The following is a 25,787-nucleotide window of genomic DNA, read 5'->3' as shown; positions in this document are numbered from 1 at the left end:
GGCCGGTTGTGTCGCGGTGTCACTCAGCCCGGGCAGGTTCCAGGTCAAGGAACAGTTCCTTGTCCAGAGGCGGCCTGATCGTGGCTTTATCCAGGTTGACCACGGCGCGGTTTTCGGCGGCGGCCTTTTCGATCAGCTGTTTGCGCGTGAACAACTGGTCTGCCGGAAGCTTCAGGTGGCCGAAGCTGTACTGCGCAGTCGGCGTTTGGACGGCGGGGTAGTGGAAATGCGCATACCACAAGACATGGAGAGTGCCTTTTTCGTACACCGCGTATTCGCTGAGAAAATCCCCGGCTGCCAGCGGCTCGCGGCTCTTGGCCAGGTTGATATCGACAAAGCCATGGCGCCATAGATAGGCAACATTGGACGCCTTGGGCAACTGTTGCTTGTAGCCCTCGGCGCACATCTCACGTGCGAGCTTTTGCGCCGAGGCGGCCTCGCCCCGGTATTGCTTGATCAATGCGGCGGCGCCGGCCTGGCCGGAGTGATCGCGTTGGATTTCATCGGCCAGTGCTGTGACTTTGCTCGCATGCTGGCTCAGCATGTCATCCCAGTCCAGGGGGCTCAGGGTTTCGCGTCGGGCCGGGTCTTGAAGTTTTTTCTGCTGGGCGCGAATCGTGCGTTCGATACCTGCCCGTTGGGCAATCAGGGTGCCGGCGTTTTGCTTGATGATCTTGAGCGCGCGGACCTTCACTGCAGGTGTCGGCGTGGACGGCTTTGCGACCTCCACTTCCACCCACTCCCTTTGATTGGCATGCTCATGGTAGGTGGCGACCGTTTGGCCTGTCAGCGGGTCTTTGATATCGACAAAACTGCCGGGCGTTGTTGCGTCTGCTGGGCGCAGGTCGCCCACCAGGGTCGCTTGTTTACGCGTCTTGATCACCTTGCGACTGGCGGGTTTCGGCCGGCTGGGTGCAGCCACGCTGGGCACGTGGGCGAAACCTTCTTCGGTGAGAATCACATCGGCCAGTTGCGCTTCCAGGCTGGTGCGGGCAATGACCAGTTGGTCGAGGAACTCGGTGCGATAGGCCTCGCGCACAAAGCCTGAACCCATTTCCGTGAGTGAATTGACGGCGTTCTCCATGCGCTCATAGCGTTCGAGTGCGCCCTTGAGTACGTCGATCTGTTCGGTGGTGGAGTAGCCGCTCGTGGTCCGCATCTCGGTATGCGCCAGGATTCGGGTAGTGTTCTCGGGTTTGGTGAGTTCCACGATAAAAGGCAACTCTGCCGGGCTTCGCGAAGTATGGGTGCGATCCAGCACCAGCTCGGCAAGAAACATCAGGATGTTTTGTTCAACGGTGACCACGGACAAGTGCTGGTCCTCGGGATGATCCTTGAGCAGGAACTCGCGTAGTTCCGGGTCAGCCTGCTTGAGGACGGCTTCGATTTTTTCGGCCGGTTCGAGCATCTCTCGCAGCGTTTCGATCTGCCGTTTCCGGGTGTCCAGGAACGTTTGGTAGGCATAAGGAATGCCTTCGGGCAGTTCACGGTTGACCCGGTCAAACAGCTCTTCGGCATTTTCGCCCTGGTCGGTTTCAAGGATGTCGGTAAACTTTTGCAGCCGGGTCTCGAACACTGAGCCCCAGTAGTCATAGAGGGATTTAGCCGCGACATTGCGGGTTTTCTTGTGTCTTGCGTCGGCGTTGTCGGCCTCCATCAGTTCGCCGCCCTTGTCCTGGATCTGTTGCATGGTCGCATTGCCCGTCTCGGCGTTTTGCCGGTAACGCTCGAAGGCGATCTCCCATTCCATCCTGGCTTTGGCCACCATTGCGCGGCGTTCTTCATGACGGGCAACGAGCTTGTCTTGCAGGCCAGGAATCTCGCTCGCGGTGCGCAGCCTCAACCAGTCTTCGCGCAGCTTCTTTTTTTGATTGACCAACTCGACACGCGTTCTGTCCAGCGCGGTCTTGAGCGGTAGCGAGGCCAGCGCCTGGGGCAGGAACTCCAGGTTGAGCCGCGCAAGGTCGGCCTCCAGTCTCTCCAAGCGCTTGCGATGCTGGCTCTGCCATCTTTCCCGGCGTTCCCTGGGCATGCCGCCCTCCAGTCGCGCCTTGCGCTCCAGCCGCCAATGCCCCTGGCCGTCGCTGGTCAGCTTGATGCCAGGGCGCAGCGGGTGCTGGGGATCCACCAGGTAGACCTCGCCGAAACCCGGCACTACGCTGACCTGGAACAACAGCCCGCCGAGGCTGGCGTGCCAGGTTTCGCCAATGCGGTACAAACCCTTGAACGGGCCACTGGCCTGGGCGGTGGGCAACGGGTCGGGCCAAGGCACATGCAGCTCGAGCAATAATTTCAACAATTTCGCAGCGGCCTGGGGGCTGGCAATCGAGCGGCTGAAATCCAGCGGGGTAAGCCCGGTGGCCGGCGGTTCACCCGGCAGCGCTACCTCGCCATGAAGTACCTGGGGCGCGGCGGGCTCTTGGATCTGATGCGCAGGGCGGCGCCAGGCGGCCAGCGCCAGTGCGGCGTCCTCATGTGCCTGCGGTGGGGTGCGCGGCGACGGGCTGGCGGCGTGCAACAGCACCATGGCGGTGTTGAGCAACAGGTCGATCATGGCTAGCTCGCGGGTGGTCGGGTCGCTGCTGTCCAGGCCTGCCAGGTCCTGCTCCAGGCTGCTGACCATCACCAGGAACCAGCCGGCCAGCATCGCCGGGCCGCGGGTCAACGGCAGCAGCAGGGTGTTGAACAGCAACCAGGCACCCTCCATCACGATGGCCCAGCGGCTTTCGCTGTTGGACACCGATTCGCGGTCCGCCAACTCCACCAGGGCCCGTGCGGTGCTGCCGAACAAGTGGCTGGGCAGTTGCCCATTGACTTGCGATTGCAGCCATTCTTCGGCGCCTTCATCCACCGCCAGGGTTGCGGGAGCGGGCTTTTCAGGAACCGCGAACTCATCTCCGGCCAGAAAGCGAATGATGTGCGGCTCCTTGATACCGCCGTGAGCGTAGATCGGTCGCGCCTTGTCACTCAGCCAGGTAAGCACGCTGTCCTGCAGGTCACCGGGGGCCGCCAGCGCGTCCAGCAGGGCCTGGCGCGTTGGGTACTGATACAAAGCGTCTTTGTACAAAGGGCGATACAGCAAGTGCGGGCCGATGCTGGCATCCCGAGGTTCGATCACGAAGCAATTGTTGACCGTGTCCGCAGTGGCGCCGGGCTTGCGGCACAGGGCCAGGGGCCGCAGGACGATCTCCTGGCCATCGACAATCCGGTCGATGGGTGCCTCGCCCATCAGGGCGTTTACATAGCGGTAGCCCAGGGTGGTGACGCCGTATTGCTGCCTGATCGCGAATTCCAATGCCATTCGCGGCAGTTGCACCTTGAGTTCGCGGGTAAAGAGCTGTTCCCGGCGACGCGCATCGACACTGTCGGACAGCAGCAGGTCCTTGATCGTCTGGGGGTAAGCCGTACCGATGTCGACCCGCTGGATCAGGCCCGAGGAGCCCAACACGTAATCGTCAGTCAGCCACGGCGGCAGCGCGCCGCCACTTTTGGATGACAGCGTCAGCGTGCCTTTGGGTTTGCCGGCGAGGTTTTTTACCGCCAGCTCGGTCAGCGACATCCTGACGTGGTCGATAATGCCCGCGCCACCTGGGTAACCGGCGGCCACGGCGAAGTCCAGCAGCACATCGTCAGGGTCGTAATCGCCATGGTCGGCCTGCATCTGCTTGCGCAGGGTTGTGCGGCTGAAATCATGAAGGTTTTCGATGCCCTCATTGTAGGAGCGTCCCTGGTTAAGCCGCAGCACCGGGGCCATCTGCTGTAGGTGCAGGTGGTAGGCGAAACGGTCATCGGCATGCGCCTGCTTGAGCCAGCCGGGCAGCTGCGCTTCAATTTTCTGCAGCAGTACCGGGTCACCTGCGGGCGCTGGTATGAACAGCATCGCCGGATCCGTGAGCCGGTCCAGGCGTCGGTCAACCTCGGCTTCGCTGGGGCCGCGCAGGTCCACGGCCGCAAGGTCTTCGAGTTGCTGATTGAGGATTAGCCCGGCCTGTTGTTCAAACAGGTTGCTGTCCGGTTCATTGCGCCGCCAGGTCAGGCTGTCGAACTGGAACTGGCGTTGCAGGCGCAGGCTCCAGGCCTGGCCAAAGGCATCCAGGGAGTCAAACGCCTCAACCGCCCCGGCCACGCTGCACAGCAGCACCTGTCTGTCGCGTACCAGCAGCAGGTCCGGGGTCAGCAGGCGCACTTCCTGTGTGGCCCTGGCCAGTGTGGTTTCGATGAAATACGCATAGGTGGTGGGTGTGGAGCGCGGCAGGCGTTCGAGACGCACCGGCCAGGCCGCGGCGACCGCCAGCATGTCCCGCTGGGTGTCGCTCAGGGCCGAGGTGGTAGCGGCGGCGGCGGTCATCTGGCCCTGGAGAAATTCCCCCAGCCATTGCCAGCGACTGCGGCCATGACTATCGGCCTGGCTCCAATATTCAGCCAGGTCCTGCTGGAAAGACAGATACAGCGAGGCGCGCAACTCGTCGATAATTTGCGCAATCACCTGCATGTCGACGTCGGCCAGGCCACTGCCGGGGGCGGGCGACAAGTAATACGGCAGTTCACCCCGTGGGCTCAGGTCGAGCGGTCGGGGCTTGAGGACATGGGCGAGGGCGACATGGGCCAGCAAGGGAAAGGCATAGCCGCCACTGGGGGTAGGGCTGGCGAGCTTGAGCGTGAGCAGGTCCAATTGCAGGTTCGGGTAGCGCTCGCTGATGCCCGTACGCAGGGCCTTGAACACCACTGAAAACAACGCTGGGCGCGTAGCGAAATGGGCGTGGACGGCTTGGCTGGGCAATTGGCCCAGGGCCGTAGGTGAGTCGGACATGATGAAATCCTTTTTCCTGTGTGAATCCGGCTGGACGGGCTGCCGGGTCAGCGGACCGAGGATCGGTCCTGCACAGGAAAACGGATTTTGTGGTCACGGGTGCGGCATCGGGATACCGCAACCTTTGGCCAATGGCCTAATTGTCGTACCCCAGGTTAGGCGCCAGCCAGCGCTCGGTCACGGCCAGGTCCTGATGTTTGCGTGCGGTGTAGCTGGCCACCTGGTCCTTGTCGACCTTGCCCACGGCAAAATACTGCGCCTGCGGGTGGGCGAAGTACCAGCCACTGACCGCCGCCGCCGGGAACATCGCGTAGTGCTCGGTTAGGAATACACCGCTGCGCCCTGCGTGCATTTCGCGAGCCTCGGGGTCGAGCAGTTGAAACAGCTGGGCTTTCTCGGTGTGGTCCGGGCACGCCGGGTAACCCGGGGCCGGGCGGATACCGCTGTACTGCTCCTTGATCAGTGCCTCGTTGTCCAGTTGCTCGTCCTTGGCGTAGCCCCAGTGTTCTTTACGTACCTGTTGGTGCAGCCACTCGGCGCAGGCTTCGGCCAGGCGATCAGCCAGGGCCTTGACCATGATCGAGTTGTAGTCGTCGCCGGCGTCCTGATAGGCCTTGGCGACTTCTTCGGCGCCGATGCCGGCGGTGGTGATAAAGCCGCCGATGTAGTCGGTCACGCCGCTGTCCTTGGGCGCGACGAAGTCGGCCAGGGAGAAGTTCGGCTTGCCGTCGGTCTTGATGATCTGCTGGCGCAGGTGATGCAGCCTGGCAATCGGCTGGCCGTCGTCGCCGTAGACTTCCAGGTCATCGTCCTGCACCTGGTTGGTCGGCCAGAAGCCGAACACGGCGCGGGCGCTGATGAGTTTTTCGTCGATCAGCTTTCTGAGCATTTCCTGGGCGTCGGCGTACAGCGCAGTGGCGGCTTCACCGACCACCTCGTCTTTGAGGATGCGCGGGAACTTGCCGGCCAGGTCCCAGGAGATAAAGAACGGCGTCCAGTCGATGTATTCGGCCAAGACGTTGAGGTCGATATTGTCCAGCACCTTGGCGCCGGTAAAGGTCGGCTTGACCGGAATGTAGGTGCTCCAGTCGAACTGAGGCTTCTTGGCGATGGCCGCCGGGTAGCTCAGGCGCTCGGTGCGTGCACTGCGGTTGGAGGTGCGTTCACGCACGTCGATGTATTCCAGGCGGGTCTTCTCGACGAAGCCGGCCTTCAACTCCTTGGACAGCAGCTGCGTAGCCACACCCACGGCACGGGAGGCGTCGGTGACGTAGATCACCGCGTCGTTGCTGTACTTGGGTTCGATCTTCACCGCCGTGTGCGCCTTGGAGGTAGTCGCGCCGCCGATCATCAGCGGCAGGTGGAAGTCCTGGCGCTGCATCTCTCGGGCTACGTGCACCATCTCGTCCAACGATGGAGTGATGAGCCCGGACAGGCCGATGATGTCGCACTTCTGTTCCTTGGCCACCTGCAGGATCTTCTCTGCCGGTACCATTACGCCCAGGTCGACAATGTCATAGCCGTTGCAACCGAGCACCACGCCGACGATGTTCTTGCCGATGTCGTGCACGTCGCCCTTGACCGTGGCCATGAGAATCTTGCCCTTTGCTTCGGGTTTGTCGCCTTTTTCCAGCTCGATGAACGGGATCAAGTGGGCCACGGCCTGCTTCATTACCCGGGCGGATTTCACCACCTGGGGCAGGAACATCTTGCCGGCGCCAAACAGGTCGCCGACGATGTTCATGCCGGACATCAGCGGGCCTTCGATCACTTCGATCGGGCGTGCGAACGACTGCCGGGACTCCTCGGTGTCTTCGACGATATGGGTGGTGATGCCCTTGACCAGCGCGTGTTCCAGGCGCTTGTTGACTTCCCAGCCACGCCACTCCTCGGTTTCGGCTTCCTTGACGCTGCCGTCGCCCTTGTACTTGTCGGCGATGGCGAGGAGGGCGTCGGTGCCCTCCGGGGTGCGGTTGAGCACCACGTCTTCCACCGCGTCACGCAGTTCGGCCGGGATCTGGTCGTAGATCTCCAGTTGGCCGGCATTGACGATCCCCATGGTCAGCCCGCTGCGGATCGCATACAGCAGGAACACCGAGTGGATCGCCTCGCGCACCGGGTTGTTGCCGCGGAACGAGAACGACACGTTGGACACGCCGCCGGAGGTCAGTGCGTAGGGCAGCTCGTCGCGGATATACGCACAGGCATTGATGAAATCGACGGCGTAGTTGTTGTGCTCTTCGATACCGGTGGCGACGGCGAAGATGTTCGGGTCGAAAATGATGTCTTCCGGCGGGAAGCCGACTTCATTGACCAGGATGTCGTAGGAGCGCTTGCAGATTTCTTTCTTGCGCGCTTCGGTGTCGGCCTGGCCGTCTTCGTCGAACGCCATCACCACCACGGCGGCGCCGTAGCGCTTGCACAGCTTGGCGTGGTGAATGAATTGCTCGACGCCTTCCTTCATGCTGATGGAGTTGACGATGCCCTTGCCCTGGATGCACTTGAGGCCGGCCTCGATCACTTCCCACTTGGAGGAGTCGATCATGATCGGCACCCGGGAGATATCGGGCTCGCCGGCAATCAGATTGAGGAAGGTCACCATGGCCTTCTTCGAATCGAGCATGCCCTCGTCCATGTTGATGTCGATCACCTGGGCACCGGCTTCCACCTGTTGCAGGGCGACTTCCAGGGCTTCGGTGTAGTTGTCTTCGCGGATCAGCCGGGCGAACTTGGCCGAGCCTGTGATGTTGGTGCGCTCGCCGACGTTGACGAACAACGAGCTGCGATCGATGGTGAACGGCTCCAGGCCCGACAGGCGGCAGGCTTTGGGAATGTCCGGGATCGCGCGCGGCGCGTAACCGGCCACGGCCTTGGCGATAGCTTCGATATGGCCCGGGGTGGTGCCGCAGCAACCGCCGACGATATTGAGGAAACCGCTCTGGGCGAATTCTTCAATGACCTTGGCGGTTTGCGCCGGCAGTTCGTCGTACTCGCCGAATTCGTTGGGCAGCCCGGCGTTGGGGTGCGCAGATACATGGGTATTGGCTTTGTTCGACAGCTCTTCCAGGTAGGGGCGCAACTCGCTGGCGCCAAGGGCGCAGTTCAAGCCTACGGAGATCGGCTTGGCGTGGGCCACGGAGTTCCAGAACGCTTCGGTGGTCTGGCCCGACAGGGTACGGCCGGAAGCATCGGTGATGGTGCCGGAAATCATGATCGGCAACTCGATGCCCAGTGCTTCGAACACGCCTTGCACGGCGAAGATCGCGGCCTTGGCGTTGAGGGTGTCGAAGATGGTCTCGATCAGGATCAGGTCGGCGCCACCCTCGATCAGGCCCTTAGTGGCCTCGGTATAGTTTTCCACCAGTTCATCGAAGGTCACGTTGCGGTAGCCGGGGTTGTTCACGTCCGGCGACAGCGAGCAGGTACGGCTGGTCGGGCCGAGCACGCCGGCGACGAAGCGCGGCTTGGTCGGGTTCTCGGCCGTCTTGGCATCGGCGATACTGCGCGCCAGGCGTGCGCCTTCCACGTTCAGTTCATAGGCGAGTTCTTCCATGCCGTAGTCGGCCATGGAGATGCGCGTGGCGTTGAAGGTGTTGGTCTCGAGGATGTCCGCACCGGCGTCCAGGTAGGCCTTCTCGATCCCACCGATGACGTCCGGGCGAGTGAGCACCAGCAGGTCGTTGTTACCCTTGACGTCGCTTGGCCAGTCGGCGAAGCGTTTGCCACGGTAGTCCTGCTCCTCGAGCTTATAGCTCTGGATCATCGTGCCCATGCCGCCATCGAGGATCAGGATACGTTCCTTGAGGGCTTGGTGAAGGGCTTGCAGGCGAGCGCTACGATCGGGCATGGGACTACTCTGGTCAGGCATTACGGAGGGCATGGATCATAGCAAACCTGTGCCGATTTGGAGCATGTGCCGGTTTTGCATGAATATCGTTCATGTTGAGGGCGGCCGTGGCCCGGTAGAATCGCCGGCACTTTTAGCGCACGCATTGAATCGGGACCGGACATGTCACTTCGCTTTTTCGCCAGCGCCTTCCTGGCACTGGTCGCCTGTACCGCCCAGGCACAAGGTCCCGTTGCGGCGATCTCTTATACTCGCGACATCCAGCCGATCTTCACCGAGAAGTGCGTCGCCTGCCATGCCTGCTACGACTCCGCCTGCCAGCTTAACCTGGGGAGTGCCGAGGGTGCGGCCCGTGGTGCGAGCAAGGTGCCGGTATACGACGGCGAGCGGAGCCGGGCGGCACCGACCACCCGCTTGTTCTACGACGCTTTCGGCCAGCAGGCCTGGCAGCAGAAGGGCTTCTATTCGGTACTCGATGCCCAGGGCAGCCAGGCCGCGCTGATGGCGCGCATGCTGGAGCTGGGGCACAACGCGCCGTTGCAGCCCAATGCCAAGCTGCCGGAAGGCATCGTTCTGGGCCTGAGCCGCGAAAACATGTGTGCGACGCCTGGCGAGTTCAACGCTTATGCAGGCGCCCATCCCAAGGAAGGCATGCCGCTGGCCGTCACCGGCCTGACCGACCAGCAATACAAGACTTTGCAACGCTGGCTGGCCTCCGGCGCACCGATTGACGAACAAGGCCTGGCACCCAGCGCCAAGGAGGCCCTGCAGGTGCAGCAGTGGGAAAACCTGTTCAACCAGCCCGGTGCCCGGCAAAGCCTGGTGGCGCGCTGGTTGTACGAGCATCTGTTCCTGGCCCATATCTACTTTGAGAACGGCGAGCCGGGGCATTTCTTCCAGTGGGTCCGTTCGCGTACGCCAAGCGGCCAGCCCATCGACCTGATCGCCACCCGCCGTCCCAATGATGACCCCGGTACTAAAGTCTATTACCGTCTGTGGCCGGTGCAGGGCGTGATCGTGCATAAAACCCACATCACTTACCCGTTCAGCGCGGCGAAAATGGCGCGGATCAAGGCGCTGTTCTATACCGGTGACTGGCAAGCGAGCGCATTGCCGGGCTACGGCCCCGGGCGCCGCGCCAATCCGTTCGAAACCTTCGAAGCCATCCCGGCCAAGGCCCGCTACCAGTTCATGCTGGATAACGCCGAATACTTCGTGCGCACCTTTATCCGCGGGCCGGTGTGTCGTGGGCAGATTGCCACGGATGTGATCCGCGATAACTTCTGGGCCCTGTTTCAGGACCCGGACCACGACCTCTACATCACTGATGCGCGCTACCGTGGGCAGACCACGCCGTTGCTGGCGATGCCGGGACAGAACGATGACGTCGGCAGCGTGCTGAGCCTGTGGCTGGCCTATCGCGACAAGCGCAACCAATACGAAGCCCTGCGCCGTGACAGCTATGCAGACGTGCCGCCACCGAGCTGGTCGAGCCTGTGGGCGGGCAATGACAATGCCTTGCTGACGATTTTTCGTCATTTCGACAGCGCCTCGGTCACCAAGGGCCTGATCGGCGAGGTGCCGCAGACGATGTGGCTGTTTGATTACCCGCTGCTGGAGCGTACCTATTACCAGTTGACGGTGAATTTCGACGTGTTCGGCAACGTATCGCACCAGGCCCAGACGCGCTTGTACTTTGACCTGATCCGTAATGGCGCCGAGCAGAACTTCCTGCGCCTGATGCCGGCTGACACCCGCGAGGATTTCCTCGATGACTGGTACCAGAACAGCGGCAAGCTCAAGCTGTGGCTGGACTATGAAGCCATTGATGACGATAAGCCCACGGGCTTGCATCTGGACGAAAAGGATCCCAAGCGTGACTTCGCCAATCAGCTGTTGGCGCGTTACGGCGATTTGAACGCCAGCCCGGATCCGATCAACCGCTGCACGGGGGCTTATTGCTCGCGCACCGCTATCGACCCAGACCTGCAGGATGCCGAACAGGCGCTCAGCCGCCTGACGTCGCGGCCTGCGGCGGGGCTCAAGGTGATCTATCAGTTGCCCGAAGCCACGATGCTGCGCATCGAGACCGCCAGCGGCCAGCGTGTGGTCTACAGCATGCTGCGCAACCGCGCCCACAGTAACGTGGCGTTCCTGCTGGGTGAGGCCTATCGCTACCAGCCGGGGTTGGACACGCTGACCATCTACCCTGGGGTGATGAGCAGTTATCCGAACTTCATGTTCAATATTCCGGCCCGGGAAGTGTCTGAATTTGTCGCACGCATGCAGCAGGCCCAGGATGCCAAGGGGTTTGAGCAGATTGTCGAGCGCTGGGGCGTGCGCCGCAGCCATCCGTTGTTCTGGCAGTATTTCCACGACTTGTCGCGATACATTCATGAAACCACGCCGGTGGAAGAGGGCGTATTGGACATGAACCGCTATGAGAACCTATAACGGTAGTCAGTGATCCAGTCATCGCCTTGAGCAGGTGCTGAAGCGGTCGGATGGTTGCCTTGCGGGATTGGAAAAGGTATTCCGATGATGTTGATTTCAGTGCAGGCGCTACGGGCGCTGGCGGCGTGGGTGGTGTTCGGGCACCACTTCACCCAAGTGTTTTTTGAATTCGAGGTGCATAACCCACTGGCTTATCTGTTTGCCGACAAGGGCGGCATCGGGGTGGACATATTCTTCGTCATCAGCGGCCTGGTGATTTTCCTCGCCACCGCAGATAAGGCGCTCACGCCGTGGCAATTCATGCTGATGCGCCTGGCGCGGATCGCTCCAGCGTATTGGTTCTATACGCTGCTCATGGCTGTGCTGGTCCTGACAGTGCCGTCGATGTTTCCCGATGCTGAGCTGGCGCTGGGCCATGTGCTGCTGTCGCTGCTGTTTATTCCTGCTGAGAACCCGGGAGGGTATGGGGTCTATCCGCTGCTGGATGCTGGCTGGACCCTGAACTTCGAGATGCTCTTCTACGTTCTGTTTGCCGTGGCCTTGCTGGTTGGCCGTTCATATCGGTTGTGGGTGGTGGCAGGTTTGTTGTACCTGGTGTGCTGTGCCCTCAGCCCCGCCCTGGACCTGGCCAGCGGTTTTTACCATAACGACATCGTGCTTGAGTTTCTGATGGGTATCGTGATCGGCATGCTGTACCGCCGTGGTCTGTGCCGGGCCAGGGCGTGGCTGCCGTTATCCGGGATCGCGGTGGCCCTGGCGGCGATTTATCACGGGGCAGATGTACCCCGTGCGCTTGAGTGGGGCGTGCCCAGCGCGATATTGGTTATCAGCTGTGTAACGCTGGAGCCTTACTTCCAAGGCTCGCGCATTTTGAAAATTCTCGGCGATTGCTCTTATTCGGTATACCTGATCCACGTGCTGGCGCTGGCCGCCGGGCGATGGATTGCTGAGCGAAACGCAATAGATCCCTACACAATCCTGCCGGTTTGCATCGTAGTGACGGCGCTGGGCGCATACGTCAGCTACCAATGGCTGGAGAGGGCAACCTATCGCCCGCTCAAGCGTTGGCTGGCTGTCGAGGACCAGGCAATTATTTCCCGACAAAAATACTAGGACTTTGTACCTCTGTAATGATTTGGCGTAAACTGCCGGCAAGCCTGTGAGGAGTTTCCATGACTGCCATAACCATTACCGACGCCGCCCATGATTACCTGGCTGACCTGCTGTCCAAGCAGAACACCCCGGGTATTGGTATCCGCGTCTTTATCACCCAGCCCGGTACCCAGTACGCCGAGACGTGCATCGCCTACTGCAAGCCGGGTGAAGAGAAACCTGAAGACACCGCCCTGGGGCTGAAAAGCTTCACCGCCTACATCGATGCCTTCAGCGAAGCCTTCCTCGATGACGCCGTGGTCGACTACGCCACCGATCGCATGGGCGGCCAGTTGACCATCAAGGCCCCCAACGCCAAGGTGCCGAACGTCAACGCTGATAGCCCGGTCAACGAGCGCATCAACTACTACCTGCAAACCGAGATCAACCCAGGGCTGGCCAGCCATGGCGGCCAGGTGAGCTTGATCGACGTAGTGGATGACGGCATCGCCGTATTGAAATTCGGCGGCGGCTGCCAGGGCTGCGGCCAGGCAGACGTGACCCTGCGTGAAGGCATCGAGCGCACTTTGCTTGAGCGCATTCCGGAGCTCAAGGGCGTACGTGATGTGACTGACCACACGCAGAAAGAAAATGCCTACTACTAAGTAAGGTGTTCACTGCGAAGAAAAAACGGCGCCCCGTGAGCGCCGTTTTTTTTTTGCTTAAAATTCATTGGCTTATGATATCTATCTAATAATAAGGATTAAGTGTTGGAGGGGCTTGCCCGCGATAGCCATGGGTATCTACACAACTGTGGAACAGCCAACGGTAACCACGATGCGCAGCGAGCCGCTCTTGATCTTGCTTTTGATCTTGGGCGCCCCGTTAAACCACGCTGGCCGGAATTCGACAGGGATTTGGGGGGTAAACCGGCAGGGATGCCGGTTTAGCCGCCCCGCGCCATGGATGGCGCGTGGCGGCGGCCCCCCAAATCCATGTCGGATTACGGGCACACCGAGCCTAGGCGAGGTGCCGAGTGGTGGGGCAAGAGCCTTTTGGTTACTTTTGGGCTCTTTTCAAAAGTGACCCGCTGTAAGAGCGGAACCAATAGTCGCCGTTACCTAAACAATGGATATGTACTCGGTCTAAAACCAAGACCCCGGTCGGCTCTAAGGCCGCCATCGGGGGCAAGCCCCCTCCCACATTCTGTTCTATGTTTATTCATTTAAATCAACGGGTTGGTTTGATTTTGTGAAGTAAAAAATCAAGGTCTGTACAGGTGCGCATGTCCCGCCCGATACAGTGACGACTCGCTGAAAGTGTCATTGGCCAGCACCCGGCCCACCACAATCAACGCCGTACGCCGGAACCCCTTGGCCGCGACCTTTTCGGCAATATCCGCCAAGGTGCCCACCGCCCAATCCTGATCCGGCCAGGTTGCACGGTGTACCACGGCTATCGGGCAATCGGCGCCATAGTGCGGCAGTAACTCGGCGACGATCTTCTCCAGATGATTGACCCCCAGGTGAATCGCCATGGTCGTGCCGTGCCGGGCCAGGCTGTCGAAATTCTCGCCGGCAGGCATGCTGGTTTTATCGGCATAGCGGGTCAGGATCACGCTCTGGGCAATGTCCGGCAGGGTCAGCTCGGTTTCCAGCAGCGCCGCGCAAGCGGCTATGGCCGTGACCCCGGGAATGATCTGGAAGGGAATGCCCAGCTCACGCAAGTGACGGATCTGCTCGCCAATCGCCCCATACAGGCTTGGGTCGCCGGAGTGCACGCGTGCCACATCCTGGCCTTGTCCATGGGCGGTCTTGATCAAGTCGATGATCTGCTCCAGGTGCAGTTCGGCACTGTTGACCAGCTGTTGCGCCTGATGGCCCTCCAGCACCGCCGCGGGCACCAGCGAGCCGGCGTAGATGATCACCGGGCAACTGCGGATCAGCCGCTGGCCCTTGACGGTGATCAGTTCCGGGTCGCCGGGGCCTGCGCCGATGAAGTAGACGGTCATGGGAAATTCCTGTTGAAAACGGGTGAGCATGAAGATTATTCATGATCGATAACGACAATTATCGGGATTTTAACCGGCGCAGGCTAACGCAAAGGTGGCCTGGTTGGTTTTCCTGCGGGTAATCAGCAGACGGGCAGGGTTGCCAGAGAGGTGTTCGGCCAGGGCCAGGGCAGCGCTTTCGGCCACGCCATAACAGCCGACATGGGCAAAAGCGACCGCTGACTTATGGCTCAAGCGCTGTTCATAACCTGCCAGTTGTTCGGCGTCGAAGCACTGTAGCGTCAGGCCCAGCTGGTGAGCGAGGGCCAATAAACCGGGCTCATCCTGCTTGCGATCAAGGCTCGCCAGGGCGGTGATGCGCTGGCGTTCAATACCGCCCTCGGCGAGGGCGGCGTCAAACAGGTCCAGAAGGGCGTGAACATCACAACCGCGCTGGCACCCCAGGCCGACCACCAGGATCATGCCGAGTATCGATCGTCGCGGTGGCGGCGGAATAACCAGGCGCTGATCAGGCCGAGGGCCAGCCAGAACGCCACGTTGGTCAATTGCGAGGCAATCTGGAATTGTGCCTCGAGAGCCTCCGGGGCCAGCATCGAGTGCACCTGCGGCTGCGGTGCGCCGATCACGTGGGGCACGGCAAGGATCGCCACGCCCAGCACTTTCAACAGCCAGTTGCGGCCGAACACGATCAGCGCAATCCCGGCGGCGGTGGAGGCGGCGGTGCCGATCCACCAGGCCTGGCGCAGCGCCAGGTCAGCTGCTGCCGTGCCGGGCAATTCCGGTGGCAGGCCCAGGGTGGGCGCCAGCACGAAGGTCGCGTAACCCGCCAGGCCCCACAGCAAGCCATGGCCGGTGCGGGTCGGTGCACGCAGGGTGTACAGGCCGGCGAGCATCAGTGCAAATCCAACGGCAACCACCAGGTTGCCACCGGTGGTGGAGAGCACCCGCTGCCAGCCATCTTCCGGCTCCCAGGCCTCGGCGTCGTGGGTGTGCGCAGCGGCGCTGGCATGCTCATGGGTGACTTCGGTGGTTGCCGGCGGCTTTTCATAGGTCTCCGCCTGCAAAATCAACGGTGCAACCCACAAGCTTTGCAGCAGGGTCAGCAGCAGGGCGGCGAACAAGCCGGTGAACCCTGCGGTCCGGGCAATGCGTTTGATCATGTCGGCAGCTCTCAGTGGCACGGAAACGCAGCGCTGTGGCGGGTATCGTGGGCCGCGTTGTGCACCGCCTCGATATGGGAGAAACCGGCGAAATACACCAGGCACGCGCCAAGGATCGACGCACCGATTGCGGCGGTCAGGCGTTGGCTCAAGGTGGCAGTGCTGCTGGCGGTGTGCGAGGTGCTGGTGGTGATCGACATGGCGCGTCCCTATCAGGTGTCAGGGTGAAACGAGCGCATGCAAACCATGCGAGCCAGGGCACGCAGGGTTTTGAACAGCGCCCGCCCACCGCGGGTTTGTTATCTGATTTTTTCGGGCCGGTCTCCGGGCTTGCGAGGGGCGGCTCTTGGAAGAGTTCCACCTGATAAGCGTCTCCTTCCCATGCACAGCACAGTGGATTTGACGCTTCGCTCGCTTACCGTTGCGGGGGCAGCACCGGACTTGCCATAGGTCTATGGCGCACCGGTTTCCCGTTTCACCCTGTGAAGGGCACCCGAAACAAGATGTGTAGGAGAGCATGCGGCGAGCGCTTACGTCAAATGGCGGAATGCGCTGCCAAGGCAACGAGAGAGGTGGCCCTGTACGCGTCCACAATCTTTATTTACTTGTCGTTAGCGAATGCAGCGGAACATGAGCTTTTACATGTTTCAAAAGGAAGAAAGGTTATTCTTTCTGTTGCCGAAATATAAAAATATATTGTATGGGTGTAAGTGGGTTGTTCGGGCTTTTACTTACTTTTCAATAGGTTGTTGAGGCGGTATGTTCAGTGAACTAATGCTCCATTCGGAGCTTGGTTATTTAGAGTGATGCAGGCGTTGAATCGTTGGGCAAGCTGTCCGGGAACGCTTTTTGCGTTTCTCCCTACTGATGCTCGTGGTTGTGGTTTTGTCTCCCTTGAATAGTCAAAATTGATGGTGCCCATTGTGCAGATAACCAACAGCGTGCAACGCTCCTATAACCCGTCCGTAGAGGCTCAACAAAACAGCTCTTCCGATCCCACGTTGCGTAAGTTCGACCCGCATTTGAGGCCAATACCGGGTCTTGATAAGCCGGTTTTTACCGTGGACCAGATCGCCCAGCACCTCACCCGGGACGGCCGGAAATGGAATGACAGCAATGGTGATGGCGTCACGCAAGTCTCCTATACATTCGATACCCACGGGCAAGGGGAGACAGCGTTCAATGCCACCCAGAAAAGCCAGGCCAGACTGTCCATGCAGTCCTGGGCCGATGTGGCGAACGTGTCTTTCGAAGAGCGTACTGGCCGTGGGGAAGGGCACCTGGCTTTTTCCAACAGTGAGGTGCCCCGGGTTGCATTCGCCCAATTGCCAGGTGGAGACGGTAAAGTCCTCATGAATCCCCGTTTTGGCACGAATGCTGCGCCTGCACTTAACAATCACGGCCGATATACGCTTACCCATGAAATAGGGCATGGACTGGGGCTTTTGCATCCAGCGGACTATGACAATAGCGGCGATTCCACCTACCCCAGTTACTATCGCGACGCCGTCTATGCCCAGGATACTCGTGGCCATACTGTCATGAGCTACTTCGATGCCAACTTAAGTGGTCAGAACCTTAAGGGAAGGTACTCTGCTGCACCATTGATGGGTGATATTGCTGCTGCCCAGCGGGTATATGGTGCCAACTATAGAACACGTAATTCAGACACCACCTACGGTTTTAACTCCAATTCGGGTCGAGACTATTATCAACTCGATCATCCCAGGAATACGGCATTATTCTGCGTGTGGGACGGTGGAGGTAACGACACATTGGATTTTTCCAGATATCGCCAAAACCAGACCGTCAACCTCAACGCTGAATCCTATTCCGATGTTGGAGGGTTACGGGGGAATGTTTCTATTGCCAAAGGCGTTACGGTTGAAAACGCAATCGGCGGTTCTGGTCATGATGCGATCATCGGGAACGATGCGGACAATGTGCTCAAGGGGGCAGCGGGCGCCGATTGGCTGAGGGGGGCAGGGGGGGCGGATACCTTTGCTTATGACCACGCCAGCGATTCCACGTTGGAAAATCCTGACCTGATCATGGACTTTGAGAGTGGCACCGACAAAATCGACATTTCGGTCTTGTTGAAAAACGCCGGTATTGGCGCCTTGACGTTTGTAAGGCGGCTATCGGGCGAACCTGGTCAAGCTGTTCTGGGTTACAACCGCCACACCAACCAGTCGAGGTTGGCTATTGATCTGACGGGCAACGGCCGTTTTGACTTTTTTCTCAAAAGCCACGGTCCGATAAATACACCCGACATCATTAGTAATGTTCCGGTTAAGTGGGCCTATTCCTAAAAAAGAAGCAGCATGCCAGCGGCTAGGGAGTAGTCGCTTCAACAGGCCGGCCGCTGCCTGTGTGGTTTCGGCGTTTCTCGATGTCGGATGAGCGATCAACATTGACCCGTTCTCCCGCACTGCGTAGCCTTGCCCGTTCGAGGTTCTTCGGCCCAGGCCGAAGCTAAGAAGGGAACGCGGTTCAAGCCGCGGCTGCCCCCGCAACTGTGAAGGGTTCAGTTGACTGCCACGCCACTGCCGAGACGGCGGGAAGGCGCAGTCAGCGTTGGTCGCAAGACCTGTACGCCCCAAGCCAGGAGACCTGCCTCGTCACTGATTTTCCAATTCAACCGGGCGGGGTGATCCGGTGACGAAATCCGCTGCTGCGCGCCGCCGCAGGGCCTGTCGTCCCGTATGCCCGCCCCAAAGGGCATCCGATGAAAACACTGGCCAAACTCCCTGTCACCATCGTTACCGGCTTCCTTGGCTCGGGTAAGACCACCTTGTTGCGTCATATGCTCGACAACGCCCAGGGCCGTCGTATTGCGGTGATCGTCAACGAATTCGGCGAGCTGGGCATTGACGGTGAAATCCTCAAGCAGTGCGCCATCGGTTGTACCGAAGAAGAAGCCAATGGCCGCGTGTACGAACTCGCCAACGGTTGCCTGTGCTGCACCGTGCAGGAAGAGTTCTTCCCGGTGATGCGCGAACTGGTTGCCCGCCGCGGCGACCTTGACCATATCCTCATCGAAACCTCGGGCCTGGCCCTGCCAAAGCCACTGGTGCAAGCCTTCCAGTGGCCGGAAATCCGCAGCGCCTGCACTGTCGACGCAGTGATCACCGTGGTCGACAGCCCGGCCGTGGCCGCCGGCACCTTCGCCGCGTTCCCGGATCAAGTCGACGCCCAGCGCAAACTCGACCCGAACCTGGACCACGAGTCGCCATTGCATGAACTGTTCGCCGATCAACTGGCCAGCGCCGACCTGGTGATCCTCAACAAAGCCGACCTGATCAGCGCCGAAGACCTGGCCCGCGTGCGCCTGGAAGTCGCCGAGGAGCTGCCGCCAGCAGTGAAGGTCATCGAAGCCAGCAGCGGTCGCCTGCCGTTGGACGTGCTGATTGGCCTGGGCGCAGGCTCCGAGGAGCACATTGACGCTCGCCACAGCCATCACGATCATCATCATGAAGGTGAAGACGATCACGATCACGATGCCTTTGACTCGATCTCCATCGACCTGCCCCAAGCCGAAGAAGCGCTGTTGCTCGACGCCCTGGCTCAATTGGTGGTGCAGCACGGCATCCTGCGCGTCAAAGGTTTCGCCGCGATCCCGAACAAACCGATGCGCCTGTTGATCCAGGGCGTGGGCACGCGCTTCGACAAACACTTCGACCGTGCCTGGGGCTTGGAAGAAGCACGTACCACGCGCCTGGTGCTGATCGGCCAGGAGCTGGACGCCGCCGGCCTTGAAGCGCAATTGCGCGCTGCCCTCAGCGTTTAACCATGCACCTGCTCAGGACCCAACCCGGTGGTTTCGTCGCGGACGACAATATTGCCGACCTTGGCCAAACCCCTGCTGAACTGGTGATCCTGTGCAGCGGCGACTCCAGCCTGGCGCTGCTCGCCGAAGCAGCCCAGCAGTTGCCCGAGGATTACCCGAGTCTGCGCCTGGCCAATCCGATGCAGGTGCAAAACCATGCCTCCGTCGACCTGTACGTCGATGAGGTGTTGCGGCACGCCAAGGTGATTCTGATTTCCTTGCATGGCGGCATTGGTTACTGGCGCTACGGCATAGAGCGCCTGGTGGAACTGGCCGAGCGCGGCGTCACGCTGATTTTGGTGCCGGGGGATGACCGCCCCGACCCGGAGCTCAGCTGCCTGAGCACCGTTGATGCCGAACAGCGCGAGCGCCTGTGGCATTTCCTGCGCCAGGGTGGCCTGGGTAACGCGCTGGATTTTTATCATTGCCTGGCCAGCGCCCATCTGGGTCGCGACTATATATGGGCCGAGCCGCAAACCTTGCCGCGTACGGCGATCTATCACCCTGGTAAAGCCAATGCCCGCCTCAATGACTGGCAGGTGGATTGGCGCGCTGACCTCCCCGTGGCCGCCGTGCTGTTCTATCGCTCCCACTTGCAGGCGGCCAATACCGGCTTTATTGATGTGTTCTGCCAGCGCTTGCAGGCTGCGGGCCTCAACCCGTTGCCCATCGCGGTGGCCAGCTTGAAAGAGCCCGGCTGCCTCACGGCGGTCGAGGACCTGCTGGACGACGTGCAAGCCGCGGTAATCCTCAACACCACCGGCTTTGCCCAGTCCAGCCCCGAAGCCCCGCACCTGCGCCCGTTTCGTCGCAATATCCCGGTGATCCAGGCGATCTGCGCCCAGGACAACCAGCCCGGCTGGCAGGCCAGCGAACAGGGGCTCGGTCCCCGCGACCTGGCGATGCATATTGCCTTGCCGGAGCTGGATGGGCGCATCATCAGTCGGCCGATCAGCTTCAAGGACCTGGCCTGGCGCAGCGAGCGCAGCCAGTCGGACGTGGTGTGCTATCGCGCAGTCCCTGAACGCATGGACTTTGTCGCTGAATTGGCGCGGCGCTGGGTCGACTTGGCCCGGGTGCCGAATGCCGATAAGCGCATTGCTCTGATCCTCGCCAACTACCCGACCCGAGATGGGCGTATTGGTAATGGCGTGGGCCTGGACACCCCGGCGGCGGCGTTGAATATCCTGCGTGCCTTGCAATCTGAAGGCTACCCGGTGGCAGAGGTGCTTCCCGAGAGCGGCACCGCATTGATCCATGCGCTGCTCGGTGGAGTCACCAACGACCTGGACAGCCTCGACCTGCGCCCGTGCCACCAAAGCCTGGGTCTGGGGGATTACCAGGCGATGTTCGATCGCTTGCCGGCGTCCAATCGTCAGGCTGTGCTGGAACGTTGGGGCGCCGCGCAAGACGATCCCATGTTTCGCGACGGCCGCATGATGATCGCCGGCTTGCGCCTGGGCCTGACCTTCGTCGGCATCCAGCCGGCACGGGGTTACCAGGTGGACGCCAGTGCCGTGTACCACGACCCGGACCTGGTGCCGCCCCATGGCTACCTGGCGTTCTATTTCTGGTTGCGCCACACCTACGGCGCCCATGGCGTGATCCATGTGGGCAAGCACGGCAACCTGGAATGGCTGCCGGGCAAAGGCGTAGGCCTGTCGGAAAACTGCTGGCCGGATGCATTGCTCGGGCCGCTGCCGAATATCTATCCGTTTATTGTCAACGACCCAGGCGAGGGCGCCCAGGCCAAGCGGCGTACCCAAGCGGTGATCATCGACCACCTGATGCCACCGCTGACCCGCGCCGAAACCTACGGCCCGTTGCGTAACCTGGAGCTGTTGGCCGACGAGTACTACGAGGCGCAATTGCTCGACCCGCGCCGCGCCCTTGAGCTGCAAAAAGACATTCTCAAGCTGGTGCGCGAAACCCGCATCGACCAGGAGCTGGAGCTGGACAGCGAGGCTGACGCCGACATCTGGCTGCCGCGCCTGGACACCTACCTGTGTGACTTGAAGGAATCGCAGATCCGCGACGGTCTGCATGTTTTTGGCGAATCACCCGAGGGCCGCTTGCGCATCGACACCTTGCTGGCCTTGTTGCGAATTCCCCGTGGCGACGGCCGTGGCCCGCAATCGAGCCTGCTGCGGGTACTGGCCAAGGCATTCGACCTGGGCTTTGATCCGCTCGATTGCGCCTTGGCCGAGCCCTGGACGGGACGGCGTCCGCCCGTGTTGCAGAAGATCGACGGGCAGTTATGGCGCACCGCCGGCGATACCCGCGAACGCCTGGAGCTGTACGCAGCGCGGCTGATCGAGCAGGCGCTGGAAGGTCCCCTCGAGCAGTTGGAAGAGCCCGGCTGGCAGGACGTGAAGTCGGTGATAGAAAGCCTGCGCATCGTGGTCGCGCCACGCCTGGACGCCTGTGGCCCAGCGGAAATGCGCGGCTTGCTGGATGCCCTGGGCGGGCGGTTTGTACCGGCAGGGCCCAGCGGTGCGCCCAGTCGCGGTCGCCTGGATGTACTGCCGACGGGGCGTAACTTCTTCACCGTGGATGTGCGCAACCTGCCGACCACCACGGCCTGGCGCATCGGTTTCCAGTCGGCCAACCTGATGCTTGAGCGACATCTGCAAGATCACGGCGACCACCTGCGCCAGCTTGGCTTGTCGGTGTGGGGCACCGCCACCATGCGTACGGGGGGCGACGATATCGCCCAGGCCATGGCGCTGATGGGCGTGCGCCCGGTATGGGCTACCGGCAGCCAGCGGGTGGACGATTTTGAAATACTGCCGATCAGCCTGCTGGACCGCCCGCGTGTCGACGTGACCCTGCGTGTGTCCGGGTTCTTCCGCGATGCCTTCGCCAACCTGATTCGCCTGTTCGATGCGGCGGTGCAGGCGGTAGCGGCCCTCGATGAACCGGATGACATGAACCCGCTGGCCGCCAAGGTGCGCAGCGAGCGCCAGGCGTTGCAGGCGTCGGGCCTGGACTTAGAGGCCGCGGCGAAGCAGGCCGGCTGGCGCATCTTCGGCGCCAAGCCCGGTGCCTATGGCGCAGGTGTGCAGGGCGCGATTGACGGACGCCTGTGGCAGAGCCGTGAAGACTTGGCTGAGATCTACCTGAACTGGGGCGGTTATGCCTACGGTGGGTCCGACGAGGGCACCGCCGCCCGCGAGCAATTTGCCCAGCGCTTGAGCCAGGTGCAGGCGGTATTGCAGAACCAGGACAATCGCGAGCATGACCTGCTCGACTCCAATGACTACTACCAATTCCAGGGCGGCATGCTTGCCGCCGTGGAAACCCTGAGCGGTGACAAGGCCGCCAGCTATCATGGTGACCATAGCCAGCCGGACCTGCCCAGAATCCGTACCTTGAAGGAAGAGCTGAACCGGGTTATCCGCGCCCGCGCCGCCAACCCCAAGTGGATCGAAGGCGTCAAGCGCCATGGCTATAAGGGCGCGTTCGAAATGGCCGCGACCGTGGACAACCTGTTCGCTTTCGACGCCACCACCGCGCTGATCGACGATCATCAATACGCGCTGCTGGCCGATGCCTACCTGCTCGACCCTGACACCCGCGCCTTTGTGCAGCAACACAACCCCGACGCCCTGCGGGACATGACCGAGCGTATGCTCGAAGCCCAGCAGCGGGGCATGTGGCAGGAGCCGGGGGCGTATCGCGAGGCGTTGGAAAACCTGTTGCTGGATATAGAAGAAGACAGCCGATGACTGAGACTCCCCATTTCCCGCTGTCCGCCGTGGTCGGCGCCGACGAGCTGAAACTGGCGCTGTGCCTGACTGCCATCGACCCGAGGATCGGCGGCGTGCTGATCGAAGGGCCGCGGGGCATGGCCAAGTCGACCCTGGCCCGTGGCCTGGCGGACCTGCTGGCCAGCGGGCAGTTCGTCACCTTGCCTTTGGGCGCGACCGAGGAGCGGCTGGTCGGCACCTTGGACCTGGATGCAGCACTGGGCGAAGGCCGTGCGCAGTTTTCCCCCGGCGTGTTGGCCAAGGCGGATGGCGGTGTGCTGTATGTGGATGAGGTCAACCTGTTGGCAGACCACTTGGTGGACCTGCTGCTGGACGTGGCCGCCAGCGGCACCAACCTGATCGAACGTGACGGCATTTCCCATCGCCATTCGGCGCGCTTTGTGCTGATCGGCACCATGAACCCGGAGGAGGGTGAGTTGCGCCCGCAACTGCTCGACCGCTTCGGCTTCAATGTGGCGCTGAGCGGGCAGACCTTGCCTGCCGAGCGCGGGCAGATCATCCGTCGTCGCCTGGATTTCGACACCGATCCAGCGGCGTTCTGCGCGCAGTGGGCTGAACCTCAGGCCGCCTTGCGCGAGCGCTGCACCCAGGCGCGGGCACGGCTCGACAGCATCCCGTTGGATGATCAGGCATTGGCCCGGATCACCGAACGCTGCTTTGCTGAAGGCGTCGATGGCCTGCGCGCTGACCTGGTCTGGCTGCGTGGCGCCCGGGCTCATGCGGCTTGGCGTGGCGCGTCAGTCATCGCCGAAGAAGACATAGATGCAGTGGCCGAGTTTGCCTTGCGCCATCGCCGTCAGCCGCAAACGCCACCGGCCGCGCCGCCGAATGAAGGGCAATCGTCGAAGCCGTCTGAGACCTCCCCTGGCCAGGGCCAATGGGGCGATATGCCCGCACCGGCCTTGCCCACCGGCGCACGCCGCGATGTGCCGGCCTGGCCAAAAAAGCCCTAGGCATCCGCCCCCGACCTGACGCGGGGGCGGATGCCCGGCCCCAGGCGGGCAGCCTGGACAACGGCAGGCAGGGCAAGGCGCGCAGCGCACAGCAGGGCACGATCAATTGGCCGGGCACTTTGCTCGACGGCCGGCCGCAATCCCGGGACGATTTGCTGTTTCACCTGCGTAGTCGTTCAGCGCCTGAATTGTGGTTGGTGATCGTCGATGCCTCGGCGTCGACTCGGCGCCATCGCGCGTTGACCGATGCCAAGGGGTTGTTGGCCCAGCTGTTTGACGATGCTTACCGGCAACGGGCGCGCATGGCCTTGCTGACGGCAAGCGGCGCATCGCCGAAGTGGCAGGTGCAAGGCCTGAAGGCTGCCAAAGGACTGGCGGGTTGGCTGGAACAACTCGGTGCCGGCGGCGGCACGCCATTGCTGGCGGCACTGGCCGAGGCCGGGGAGTGGCTCGCGGCGCGGCGCAAGCGCTATCCGGTGGAGCAACAGAAGTTGCTGGTGATGACCGATGGGCGGCTCAAGGCAATTGACGCATTGCCGCGATTGGAGTGCCCGGGATTGCTGATCGATATTGAGCGTGGGCCGATCAGGTTGGGGAGGGCTCAAGAGCTGGCGATGGGGTTGCAGTTGGAGTATCGGCATATCGATGGTTTGTAGTGCCTTGGCCATCGCCATCGGGAGCAAGCCCCCTCCCACAGGGGAATGCGGTGTGCTCAAAATGTGGGAGGGGGCTTGCCCCCGATGAGGCCTTTAAATACACCACAGCTTCATCAGCCCGCCCCCGGCACATTCGGCCAAAGATCCGCCACCAGAAACAACCGTTCCGCTTCCTCCCACTCCTCACCGCTCTGCACCATCCGCACCAGCAACTGCGCCGGGGCCATCGAGTCCAGGTCCGCCAGCCAGCCTTGAATCTGTTCTTCACTCCACACCTCATCCGCCGGGTAATGCGCCGGTGCCAGCCAGGCATGGCGGGGTAAGGGCTGCCAGCGGCCGGGCGGGGTGGTGCTGACAAAGTCCCGCCAGTCGCGTTGATGCAGCCAGCGCCCGCGCAAATGCTGCGGGTGAGCGCCAAGGGGGGATTGCGCCGCGCCGGGCCAGGGATAGAGCAGATAACCGCCCAGCCACAAATGCGCATCGAACTGTTGGATATCCAGCGCCGCCAAGGCTTCGCGGCTCTCGGCACGTGCCGAGATCGGCAACTGGTGCTGGGCAAGGTGTGCCAACTTGCGGTCGAGCCGGTCATGGCAGCCAGGGCCAAGCCATTGCGCGGTGTCTTGGCCATCGCCGTCCTGAGGGCCCAGGTAGAGCTTGATCGCCAGTTCCAGGTGGTGCACGCCATCGCGGTCGCGCAGCAGCATGTCCAGCTCGCCCAGGGTATGCCCGGCGCGCCGGATCGGCAGGTTGGCGGCCAGCAATTCCACGCCCGGCGCATGTTGCACCGCGAACTGCCACAGGCGTTCGTAATAGAGGCCCAGGCGCCGCGTGCGTGACAGGCTCAGCCATTGCTGCAAGGCACTGCTGTCACGGTCCAGGTCACGCAGCCAGGCTTCGAGCAAGTGGGGCGCCTGCACCCAGTCACTGCCGGCCAACGGATGGCGCTGCGGCCATGGTGTCTGCGCGAGCATCGGCGGGGCGAGTATCACCCACGCCAGGTCGCGCACCTCGGGGTGGCGCAATTGACGGGGCAGGGCGTGCAAGTCAGGGAACACTGTCATGGTCCGAGCATAGCCTTTTCAGACGTGCGCAAGGTGCCTGAGAACCATTGTCATCAAGGCTCTGCGGCGACAAAGGATTTTGCCTGAGACGGCCTTTCGCCCATAATCGTTCTTTTTGGTCGCACCCCACACCCCGCAGGAGCC

General features: G+C 61.6%; 15 protein-coding genes and 2 riboswitches. Of the genes, 8 read left to right on the top strand and 7 right to left on the bottom strand.

The window, feature by feature from the left end:
• Positions 1–19: 19 nt before the first annotated feature.
• Positions 20–4,810 carry a hypothetical protein gene (locus BLU48_RS12035; protein ID WP_057022518.1) on the bottom strand — a complete coding sequence of 1,597 codons (4,791 nt, stop codon included), beginning with the start codon at positions 4,808–4,810 and terminating at the stop codon, positions 20–22.
• Positions 4,811–4,946: 136 nt separating this feature from the next.
• On the bottom strand, positions 4,947–8,657 hold the full coding sequence (metH, locus tag BLU48_RS12030) for a methionine synthase (protein WP_057022517.1): 3,711 nt from the start codon (positions 8,655–8,657) through the stop codon (positions 4,947–4,949).
• 162 nt (positions 8,658–8,819) lie between these two features.
• Between metH and BLU48_RS12025 the strand changes: the two genes are divergently transcribed.
• The 3 genes from BLU48_RS12025 (at position 8,820) to nfuA (ending at position 12,868) form a co-directional block, all read left to right on the top strand.
• A complete protein-coding gene (locus BLU48_RS12025; protein ID WP_057022516.1) occupies positions 8,820–11,111 on the top strand; it encodes a fatty acid cis/trans isomerase in 2,292 nt (763 codons plus the stop codon).
• Between the two features lie 87 nt (positions 11,112–11,198).
• Positions 11,199–12,224, top strand: a complete 1,026-nt coding sequence (locus BLU48_RS12020) for an acyltransferase family protein (protein ID WP_057022692.1) — start codon at positions 11,199–11,201, stop codon at positions 12,222–12,224.
• Positions 12,225–12,283: 59 nt separating this feature from the next.
• Complete coding sequence (gene nfuA, locus BLU48_RS12015; RefSeq protein ID WP_003190728.1) at positions 12,284–12,868, top strand: Fe-S biogenesis protein NfuA; 585 nt, start codon at positions 12,284–12,286, stop codon at positions 12,866–12,868.
• 599 nt (positions 12,869–13,467) lie between these two features.
• Here the strand turns inward: nfuA and cobM are convergent.
• The 4 genes from cobM to BLU48_RS11990 all read right to left on the bottom strand — a co-directional run bounded on the left by cobM (position 13,468) and on the right by BLU48_RS11990 (position 15,574).
• Positions 13,468–14,214 carry a precorrin-4 C(11)-methyltransferase gene (gene cobM / locus BLU48_RS12005; protein ID WP_057022691.1) on the bottom strand — a complete coding sequence of 249 codons (747 nt, stop codon included), beginning with the start codon at positions 14,212–14,214 and terminating at the stop codon, positions 13,468–13,470.
• A gap of 69 nt (positions 14,215–14,283) precedes the next feature.
• Complete coding sequence (locus BLU48_RS12000; protein ID WP_057022515.1) at positions 14,284–14,676, bottom strand: cobalamin biosynthesis protein; 393 nt, start codon at positions 14,674–14,676, stop codon at positions 14,284–14,286.
• Entirely contained in the window at positions 14,673–15,374 is a 702-nt protein-coding gene (locus tag BLU48_RS11995) for a CbtA family protein (RefSeq protein ID WP_057022514.1), read from the bottom strand. The genes BLU48_RS12000 and BLU48_RS11995 overlap by 4 nt, the downstream gene beginning before the upstream one ends.
• A gap of 11 nt (positions 15,375–15,385) precedes the next feature.
• Complete coding sequence (locus BLU48_RS11990; protein WP_057022513.1) at positions 15,386–15,574, bottom strand: CbtB domain-containing protein; 189 nt, start codon at positions 15,572–15,574, stop codon at positions 15,386–15,388.
• A gap of 98 nt (positions 15,575–15,672) precedes the next feature.
• A riboswitch (cobalamin riboswitch) is annotated at positions 15,673–15,886 on the bottom strand.
• A 411-nt stretch (positions 15,887–16,297) separates the two neighbouring features.
• Between BLU48_RS11990 and BLU48_RS11985 the strand changes: the two genes are divergently transcribed.
• From BLU48_RS11985 to BLU48_RS11965, 5 genes are all read left to right on the top strand, one after another.
• Positions 16,298–17,686, top strand: a complete 1,389-nt coding sequence (locus tag BLU48_RS11985; RefSeq protein ID WP_057022690.1) for a M10 family metallopeptidase C-terminal domain-containing protein — start codon at positions 16,298–16,300, stop codon at positions 17,684–17,686.
• 123 nt (positions 17,687–17,809) lie between these two features.
• A riboswitch (cobalamin riboswitch) is annotated at positions 17,810–18,009 on the top strand.
• A 93-nt stretch (positions 18,010–18,102) separates the two neighbouring features.
• The gene (cobW, locus tag BLU48_RS11980) at positions 18,103–19,164 is read left to right on the top strand and encodes a cobalamin biosynthesis protein CobW (protein ID WP_057022512.1); all 1,062 of its coding nucleotides are present in this window, start codon (positions 18,103–18,105) and stop codon (positions 19,162–19,164) included.
• Between the two features lie 2 nt (positions 19,165–19,166).
• Positions 19,167–22,931 (top strand): cobaltochelatase subunit CobN, encoded by a 3,765-nt coding sequence (cobN, locus tag BLU48_RS11975; protein ID WP_057022511.1) that lies wholly within the window; start codon positions 19,167–19,169, stop codon positions 22,929–22,931.
• Complete coding sequence (locus BLU48_RS11970) at positions 22,928–23,926, top strand: ATP-binding protein (protein ID WP_057022510.1); 999 nt, start codon at positions 22,928–22,930, stop codon at positions 23,924–23,926. The genes cobN and BLU48_RS11970 overlap by 4 nt, the downstream gene beginning before the upstream one ends.
• A gap of 53 nt (positions 23,927–23,979) precedes the next feature.
• The gene (locus BLU48_RS11965) at positions 23,980–24,582 is read left to right on the top strand and encodes a vWA domain-containing protein (RefSeq protein WP_057022689.1); all 603 of its coding nucleotides are present in this window, start codon (positions 23,980–23,982) and stop codon (positions 24,580–24,582) included.
• 113 nt (positions 24,583–24,695) lie between these two features.
• On the opposite strand, the gene BLU48_RS11960 is transcribed toward BLU48_RS11965, so the two are convergent.
• A complete protein-coding gene (locus BLU48_RS11960; RefSeq protein ID WP_057022509.1) occupies positions 24,696–25,643 on the bottom strand; it encodes a DUF1853 family protein in 948 nt (315 codons plus the stop codon).
• Positions 25,644–25,787 lie beyond the last annotated feature (144 nt).

Source organism: Pseudomonas synxantha (genome assembly GCF_900105675.1).
GTDB classification, from domain to species: domain Bacteria; phylum Pseudomonadota; class Gammaproteobacteria; order Pseudomonadales; family Pseudomonadaceae; genus Aquipseudomonas; species Aquipseudomonas synxantha.
This window is presented reverse-complemented; position numbering and strand designations above follow the sequence as displayed.

Excerpts from the sequence above, each read along its gene's own strand:
- cobW (WP_057022512.1), top strand. The coding sequence starts at position 18,103 with ATGAAAACACTGGCCAAACTCCCTGTCACCATCGTTACCGGCTTCCTT.
- BLU48_RS12000 (WP_057022515.1), bottom strand. The coding sequence starts at position 14,676 with ATGATCCTGGTGGTCGGCCTGGGGTGCCAGCGCGGTTGTGATGTTCAC.
- nfuA (WP_003190728.1), top strand. The coding sequence starts at position 12,284 with ATGACTGCCATAACCATTACCGACGCCGCCCATGATTACCTGGCTGAC.
- BLU48_RS11960 (WP_057022509.1), bottom strand. The coding sequence starts at position 25,643 with ATGACAGTGTTCCCTGACTTGCACGCCCTGCCCCGTCAATTGCGCCAC.
- BLU48_RS12025 (WP_057022516.1), top strand. The coding sequence starts at position 8,820 with ATGTCACTTCGCTTTTTCGCCAGCGCCTTCCTGGCACTGGTCGCCTGT.
- BLU48_RS11990 (WP_057022513.1), bottom strand. The coding sequence starts at position 15,574 with ATGTCGATCACCACCAGCACCTCGCACACCGCCAGCAGCACTGCCACC.
- cobM (WP_057022691.1), bottom strand. The coding sequence starts at position 14,214 with ATGACCGTCTACTTCATCGGCGCAGGCCCCGGCGACCCGGAACTGATC.
- BLU48_RS11970 (WP_057022510.1), top strand. The coding sequence starts at position 22,928 with ATGACTGAGACTCCCCATTTCCCGCTGTCCGCCGTGGTCGGCGCCGAC.
- metH (WP_057022517.1), bottom strand. The coding sequence starts at position 8,657 with ATGCCCGATCGTAGCGCTCGCCTGCAAGCCCTTCACCAAGCCCTCAAG.
- BLU48_RS12020 (WP_057022692.1), top strand. The coding sequence starts at position 11,199 with ATGTTGATTTCAGTGCAGGCGCTACGGGCGCTGGCGGCGTGGGTGGTG.
- BLU48_RS12035 (WP_057022518.1), bottom strand. The coding sequence starts at position 4,810 with ATGTCCGACTCACCTACGGCCCTGGGCCAATTGCCCAGCCAAGCCGTC.
- cobN (WP_057022511.1), top strand. The coding sequence starts at position 19,167 with ATGCACCTGCTCAGGACCCAACCCGGTGGTTTCGTCGCGGACGACAAT.
- BLU48_RS11995 (WP_057022514.1), bottom strand. The coding sequence starts at position 15,374 with ATGATCAAACGCATTGCCCGGACCGCAGGGTTCACCGGCTTGTTCGCC.